We start from the raw sequence: 7,276 nt of genomic DNA on the forward strand, positions 1-7,276 counted from the left end.
CAGGCAGGACCGAACAGCCGCCGGTGAGACAGGCGATCAGCGCCGTGAGCGCCGTGATACGCACCATTCCAGACAACTCCATCCCGACCTTCGGCCGGGTTCGGCCGCCGGTCTGGCACCTGATTGTTGCCCGCCAATCGCTGAGATCGGTTTAACGCTCGCTCAAGCTTGCGAACGCGCCGGCTGCCGGTGGCGGGCACGAAAGCCCATCGCGCCCCAATACGTCACCACCGTGGCATGGTCACGCTTGAGCTCCCCGCAACAGCCGGTTCGGCCGCCACCGTGTCCCTGAGGAGACGCCCGAGGGCGTGGGCGCTGAGGTCCGCCCTGCGCGGCGCATCGCCCTGACGGCCGAGGCGGAACAGGGCGTAGTCGGTGCGGGTGCCGCCGAAGCCCGGCTTGCAGGTGGGCAGGGCCGGGGCGTGGTCGCCGAAGACGCAGAGGGTGACGCTCTCCCCGTCGAGGGCGGCCACGAGGTCCTCGACCATCCGGCCCGTCCCGACGACGTGGTGGAGGTACTGGGCCAGGGGATCGTCGATGCCGGGCAGGCGCCCCGGCTTCCAGGGGCCGTGGTTCTCCATGGTGACGCAGAACAGGAACAGCGGCCCGCCCCGCTGCCGCACCTCGGCCAGGACGCGCTGCCCCAGGGCCACGTCGCCGACATAGGGGCCGACGCGGGCGGCCTCCGTGAAGTCCTCGCCCATGACGAGACGCTGGAAGCCCAGCGCCTCCATCACCCGCGCCCGCTGGAAGAAGTCGCGATGGAAGGGGTGCACGAAGCGGGTCTCGTAGCCGTTCGCCCGCGCGATCCGGGCGAGGCTCGTGGGCTCGCGGCCCCCCGTGGCGAGATAGGGATCGTAGACGCCGAATCCGAGGGATTCGGGCCCGCGCCCGGTGAGGACGGCGTGCTCGCTGCGCATGGTGTAGGCCCCGTGCGCCGGGACCCGCAGGCGGCCGTACTGCACGGCGCGGGCCCGGATCAGGTCCATCAGCGGCAGGTGCGGGCCGCCGAGGCGCTCGGGGTCGACGAAGGATTCGAGCTGGACGAGGATGACCACCCCGTCGCCCGGCGCCTGCGGTTCGACCGTGGCCGGCGCGGGCACCGGCGCCCGGCGCTCGGCCCCCCAGCGCAGGGCGTAGGCCAGCAGGCAGGCGGGCAGGCCGCCGCGGGCGATGTCCGAGTCGAGGTCGGGACGGGGGAAGCGGCGCGCGATCCAGCCCGAGAGCGGACGGTGCCCGGCCGCGAACCAGAGCGCGAACAGGCCAGCCGGCAGGGCCAGCAGCGCGGCGAGCCGCTCCGAGGGCTGATCCGGCAGCAGGCTCGACTCCAGCCAGTACCAGAGCGCCGTGCCGAGCACGGTCCCGATCACCGGACCGGCGATGCGCAAATCCGTGACCGGCGGGATGTAGTAGAGCTGCGGGTGACGCGGCACCTGCGGTAGCAGGGCGAAATCGCTGAACACCAGGGGCTCACCGATCACCGCGCGCTTGGCCCGGCTGATAAAGACCAGGGCCGCCACGGTGACGACGCAAGTGGAGGCGGCCAACCACGGCCGCCACGAGAACACGAACCAGAACAGCAGGAGCAGGGCGTAGGCCGAAAGCCGCAGCAGGAGGTCGGGCAGCCGTCGCCCGAAGGGCGCGCGCGTATCGCCCGCAAAAACCTCGATCGCGAGGCACGAGCCAAGCGCGAGGCCGAACGGAACCAGGAAGCTCATGAATCCTGCCGTGGTTTCCCGCCGACGCCGCGCCGGCTGCGCAAGGCCCGTACGACCGGGTTGAGTAGCGCGTAGCGGGCCCGCATCCCCAGCAGCGCCGCCCGGCTGAGGGAGAGGGCCGTGCGGGGGGCGGCCGCGCGGGCTTCGCTCAGCCGGTCGAGGAGCCGCTCCGGCGTGCAGGGCTTCATCGCCACGGGATCGAGGTAGCGCGGATACAGAATCAGCGTCCCGGCCACGAGCTCGTCCAGCGCCAGCCGCCGGCCCCGGTCGGCGCCCGGGGCGAGGTCCTCGCACAGGCCCCAGCCGGAATAGAACGGGCGCCCGTGCGTCGCCACCGTGAGCCCGCGGATCAGGGCCTCGAAGCCCGCGAGCGAGGTCATGGTCTCGACGTGGTGCACCCGGTCGAGGAGATCGACGATGCTGATGCCGGAGACGATCCGGTCGGCCAGGCGCAGGGCCTCCATCTCGGGGATCGCACCGGGGCGAAACCCCGCCTCCACGTCGGGGTGGGGCTTGTAGAGCAGGAAAGCGTCCGGGTTGCGGGCGCGGGCGGCGGCCAGCAGGCCACGGTTCGAGCGCACCTGGGGCGAGCCGTACTTCACCGAGGCGTCGTCCTCGACCTGGCCCGGCACCAGGACGATGCGCCGGGAAGCCGGCCAGTCGGCTTCGCCCGCATCGAGCCCGACGTTGTACTTGCTCAGTCGGCGCGACACGATCGCCTCCCGGAGGGCCGCCGCGCGCGCCACGAGGTCGGGCGGGAAGGGAGACCCGGCCAGGATGCGGGCGAGCTGGCTCTCCCGGCGCGGGTCGTAATAGATCCCGGCATCGTCCACCACGATCGAGGCGCCGGGCTGGAGGCTCGCCCCGAGACCGACCGAGCGCAGGAAGCCGTCCTCGATCCGCGAGAGCGGCAGGCAGGCCTCAAGGCAGGCCGCCTCCAGCTGCGCGGGCGCCCGCGTCGCCCAGGCCAGCACCCGTCCGCCGTGGCGGCGGCCTTCCGCCACCGCGTCGGCCGCATTCATGGTGTGGATCGCCGGACCTGCGGGCCCCGCGCCGAACACGTCCAGCGCCGGCCGCTTCCATTTCGAGATACCGACGTAGACGACGCGGCGGTCGTTCTCGGCAAAGCGGGCCCGCAGCCACGCCACCCGCTCGGCGCACTCCGCCTCGGGGATCGGTCGGCGCGTCCAGGGATCGAAGTGGTGGACGCTCGTCCCCCCGCAATCCTGCCGGATGCGCAGGCTGGCAAATCCCGTCTCCGGGCTGTCGTAGGGGCTGACGAGGGGGCCGGGCTCCACCGTGACGAGCGGCCGGCGGGCCAGCCGCAGGGCCCGCGCCACGGGGCCGCCAGAGCCCCACACGACGGCGGCCGCATCGGCGCGAAGGGGCTGCCCGAAGCCGCTGCCGGTGGCGGCCTCGATCTCGGCCCGGAGGTGTCGGATCGCCCGGCCGGTCGCGAAGAGCGACGGGGGAGGTTTTGGACGCATGGCTGGTTCGATGTCTCGCTCGGGCCCGCCTGTAGCGCATTTTCAGGCCCGGAGGAGGTGCGATCCGTGGAAAGCGGGGATGCCGGAGCAGCGGATCGATCCGGCCCGGGCCCGGACATATGGTCGCCGCGTTTCGACCTTAACCCGACATGAGGGACTTGGCCGCAGAACGTTGCGGCCCGGCCACGACCTGAAAAAATCACGCTTCCACCGGGTCGCCCGGATTGCCGGTTCGGTCCGAAGCGTGCGACCCGTTCACGAAGCCGTTGGCCTGGGCCGTCTCGCGCCCTGGTGCAAGGAAAAGCGCCTCGGAATGCTGCAGCCTCGCCCCGACGCCCACCGCCCCGCGACCGCGACCTTCCTGTTCCTTCAGGGCATCGCCTCGCCGTTCTTTTCCGATCTCGGGCGGGCGCTGAAGGCACGGGGCCACGGCGTCCGGCGGATCAACTTCTGCCCCGGCGACTGGCTGTTCTGGCGCGGCGCCTCCGACAACTTCCGCGGCGCCCGCGGCGGCTGGGAGGCCTACCTCGATACCTACGTCGCGCGCGAGGGCATCACCGACATCGTCCTGTTCGGGGATTGCCGGCCGTTCCACGCCACCGCGCGCGAGGTGGCCAAGCTCCACGGTCTGCGCGTCCACGTGTTCGAGGAGGGCTATATCCGCCCGAACTGGATCACCTGCGAACTCGGCGGCGTGAACGGCCACTCCACCCTGCCCCGCACGGCCGCCGAGGTGCGGGCCCTGGCCCGTCGCCTGCCCGTGCCCGGCCGGGCGATGCCCTCGACCGGCGACATGGCCCGCCGCAGCGTCTGGGACGTGGGCTACAACCTCGCAAACGTCTTCTTCCCCTACATCTATCCCCATTTCCGCAGCCATCGCCCCACGCATATCGCGATGGAATATGCGGGCTGGATCAAGAAATTCTCCAGCCGCGGCCGGACCCGGCGCGAGGCCGCCCGCTGTAGCGAGATCTACAACGCGGTCGGCTGCGACTACTTCCTGCTGCCGCTCCAGCTCGACAGCGACTACCAGATCCGGGTGCACTCCCCCTTCCTCGGGGTCGAGGGCTTCATGGACCGGGTGATCAAGTCCTTCGCCGAGACCTCCAAGGCGCCCACCCGCCTGCTGGTGAAGCTGCACCCCCTGGACAGCGGCCTGATGAACTGGCGCAAGTTCGCCCGTGCCTCGGCCCGCCGCCACGGCGTCAGCGAGCGCCTCGACTTCATCGACGGCGGCGACCTGCCGAGCCTGATCGCGGGCGCACGCGGCGTGGTGATCGTCAACAGCACGGTCGGCATGCTGTCGCTGGAATCGGGCTGCCCGACCTTCGCCCTCGGCACCGCGATCTACAACATGCCGGGCCTGACCCATCAGGGCGACATCGACGGCTTCTGGACGGCGCCCACCCCGCCGGACATGGGCCTGATGTCCGATTTCCGCCGGGTGGTGCTGCACAGGACCCAGGTGAACGGCGGCTTCTTCTCGAAGTCCGCGATCGCGCGGGCGGTGGCCGGCTCGGTGCCGCGCCTGGAGGCGGCGCTGCCCGACGCGATGGTCGCCGCCGCGCGGGAAATCCGCGAGGGCGCGGAAGCCGAGGGAAGCCTGGCTCCGGTTTATTGATTCCGCCCGGTCCCCTCCCCCGCAAAGGGGGGAGGGAAGGTCCTGCTCTGAACATCCCGGCTGTACCCTCCCGCCCCGCCGGGGTATCGCTCGGCCCCATGCCCTGCATCCTGATCACCGGCGCGTCGAGCGGCATCGGCGCGGCCCTCGCCCGGCGCTACGCCGCGCCCGGCACCCGCCTCGTCCTCAATGCCCGCGACGCCGGCCGCCTGGAGGCGGTGGCCCAGGACTGCCGGGCCCTCGGCGCCGAGGTGCTGACAGAGGCCCGCGACCTGCGCGACCGCGACGGCGTGCGCGCCTGGCTCCGCGGGCTCGACGCGGACACGCCCCTCGACCGCGTCATCGCGAATGCCGGCGTCAACGGCGGCCACCCGACCGGCGGCCTGGAGACCGAGGAGACCGGCTTCGAGACGGTGGACATCAACCTCGTGGGCACCCTCAACGTCGTCCTGCCCTGCGTCACCCTGATGGCGGCCCGCGGCAGCGGCCAGATCGCCCTCATCTCGTCGCTGGCGGCCTACGCGCCGTTGCCCGACGCGCCCGCGTATAGCGGCACCAAGGCGGCGCTCCTCGCCCACGGCATGGCGCTGCGCGCCAAGCTGCAGCCGATGGGCGTGCGGGTCAGCATCGTCACGCCGGGCTACGTCAAGACGCCGATGGGCGGCGTCATCAAGGGCTGGCGCCCCCTGGAGATGAGTGCCGACCAGGCGGCCGCCCACATCGTGCGCGGCCTGGAGCGCGACCGGGAGGTGATCGCCTTCCCCGCCCTCATCGCGGCGCTGGCGCGGGGGGCGATGCTGGTGCCCGAATCGGTGCGCCGCCTCGGCCTGCACGGGCTCCGCTTCCGCAACCGGCCGCGCCGCTGATGACCCGCCCCCGCATCGCCCTCTTCGTCCTGGAGGCCCTGCCGAACGCGCGTACCGTGCGGCGGCTCATCGCCGACCGTGCCGGCGAGATCGCCGTCGTCGGGCTGTCGAACGCAGAACGGCCCTCCACCGGTGGATTGGTCGGGCAGGTCCGCAAGCACCTGACGCGCTCGGGGCCGGCCTTCCTGCCCTATCTCGCGGTCAATTTCGGCCTGCCGGACCTGCTGCGGCCGCTCGCGCCCCTGACGCAGGCGATCAGCGGCACGCGCGACGCGCCGGAGGCGACGCCGCTCGCCACCCTCTGCGCGCGGCTCGCCATCCCCACCCTCACGGTGGACGACGTGAACGGGCCGGAGGTGGCGCAGGCCCTGCGCGTCCACGCGCCGGACCTGATCCTCACCTACCATTTCGACCAGATCCTGTCGGCCGGCACCATCGCCGCGGCCCGGCTCGGGGGCATCAACGCCCATCCCGGCCTGCTGCCGCGCCACCGTGGGCCGACCCCGACGATCCATGCGCTCGCGGACGGGCCCGGCGCCTTCGGCATGACCCTGCACAGGCTGGCGGAGACCATCGATACCGGCGCGATCCTGGCGCAGGAGACGGTGAGCCTGCCCCTGGACGTCACCGCGACCCGCGCCTCGGTGATGCTGCATGCCCACGGGCGCACGATGCTGGATGCCCTGCTCGATGGAATCGCGCGCGACGGCGCCATCCCCGACGGGCGCAGCGTTCCGGTGCTGCCCTATTGCCCGTTCCCGACCGGCGCGATGCTGCGCGACCTGCGCCGCCGCGGGCTCAAGCTCACGGATCTTCGCGACCTGCGCGAGGCCGCCGGCCTGTCGGGACGGCTTTGAGCGCCGGACCGGTCCGGTGATAGGATCGCCGGGTCGTCCGACAGGGAGATCCGCGATGACAGACCCGGCCGTCATCGAACGGTCCATGACGCTGGACGGCTTCCTGGCCTTCCTGGAGGAGCGGCCCACGGGCGAGCGCTGGGAACTCGATGACGGGACGCCCGTGATGAATCCGCTGCCGACCCGGCGTCACGACTGGATACAGACCAACATCCTGCTGGCACTGCGAATCCATCGGCGGAGCCACCAGTCACCCTGGCGCCCGGCCGGTCCCAGCCAAGTCCCGGTGCCGGGGCGGAACCGCACGGTGGCTCCCGACGTGCTCGTCGCCCCGGAAGCGGAGCGGGACGACGTCTCGATCACCCCGGACCCCATCGTGGTCTTCGAGGTCCTGTCGCGAAGCGACACGCGGGCTCGACGGGCCCGCAAGCAGGACGACTACGAGGCCATCACCTCGATCCGGCATTACGTCGTCGTTCGGCAGGATCGGCGCGAGGTCGTTGCCTACCGCCGCGCCGCAGACGGCCGATTCGCCATCGATCCTGCGGGCGACACGATCGAACTCACGGCGATCGGCGCAACGCTCACGATCGCGGAGATCTACGCGGAGACGCTGTTGGCGGAGTGAGGCACCGGTCTGTCCGGAAGATGGTCCCCATCCGGAAGGCCAGTAATCCGCAGTACATCTTCCCTCCCCCCGCTGCGGGCGAGGGTGGGCCTCGCGTCA

The 7,276-nt window shown here is 72.0% G+C and carries 6 protein-coding genes; 4 read left to right on the top strand and 2 right to left on the bottom strand.

Going from position 1 to position 7,276, the window contains the following annotated elements; all coding sequences use genetic code 11:
• Positions 1 to 224: 224 nt before the first annotated feature.
• Both COGEMETH_RS22265 and COGEMETH_RS22270 read right to left on the bottom strand, forming a co-directional pair.
• Complete coding sequence (locus COGEMETH_RS22265; RefSeq protein WP_238184878.1) at positions 225 to 1,718, bottom strand: LTA synthase family protein; 1,494 nt, start codon at positions 1,716 to 1,718, stop codon at positions 225 to 227.
• Positions 1,715 to 3,205, bottom strand: coding sequence for a capsular polysaccharide export protein, LipB/KpsS family (locus COGEMETH_RS22270; protein WP_238184880.1), 1,491 nt, complete (start codon positions 3,203 to 3,205; stop codon positions 1,715 to 1,717). Before COGEMETH_RS22270 ends, COGEMETH_RS22265 begins: the two co-directional genes overlap by 4 nt.
• Positions 3,206 to 3,518: 313 nt before the next feature.
• On the opposite strand from COGEMETH_RS22270, the gene COGEMETH_RS22275 reads away from it, so the two are divergent.
• The 4 genes from COGEMETH_RS22275 to COGEMETH_RS22290 all read left to right on the top strand — a co-directional run bounded on the left by COGEMETH_RS22275 (position 3,519) and on the right by COGEMETH_RS22290 (position 7,177).
• Positions 3,519 to 4,826, top strand: a complete 1,308-nt coding sequence (locus COGEMETH_RS22275; protein ID WP_238184881.1) for a capsule polysaccharide biogenesis protein — start codon at positions 3,519 to 3,521, stop codon at positions 4,824 to 4,826.
• A 98-nt stretch (positions 4,827 to 4,924) separates the two neighbouring features.
• Positions 4,925 to 5,692, top strand: a complete 768-nt coding sequence (locus COGEMETH_RS22280; protein WP_238184883.1) for an SDR family NAD(P)-dependent oxidoreductase — start codon at positions 4,925 to 4,927, stop codon at positions 5,690 to 5,692.
• The gene (locus COGEMETH_RS22285) at positions 5,692 to 6,549 is read left to right on the top strand and encodes a formyltransferase family protein (protein ID WP_238184885.1); all 858 of its coding nucleotides are present in this window, start codon (positions 5,692 to 5,694) and stop codon (positions 6,547 to 6,549) included. Before COGEMETH_RS22280 ends, COGEMETH_RS22285 begins: the two co-directional genes overlap by 1 nt.
• Positions 6,550 to 6,604: 55 nt before the next feature.
• Entirely contained in the window at positions 6,605 to 7,177 is a 573-nt protein-coding gene (locus tag COGEMETH_RS22290; RefSeq protein ID WP_238184887.1) for a Uma2 family endonuclease, read from the top strand.
• Positions 7,178 to 7,276 lie beyond the last annotated feature (99 nt).

Origin of the sequence: Methylobacterium trifolii (assembly GCF_022179685.1) — a bacterium.
Taxonomy (GTDB): Bacteria; Pseudomonadota; Alphaproteobacteria; order Rhizobiales; family Beijerinckiaceae; genus Methylobacterium; species Methylobacterium trifolii.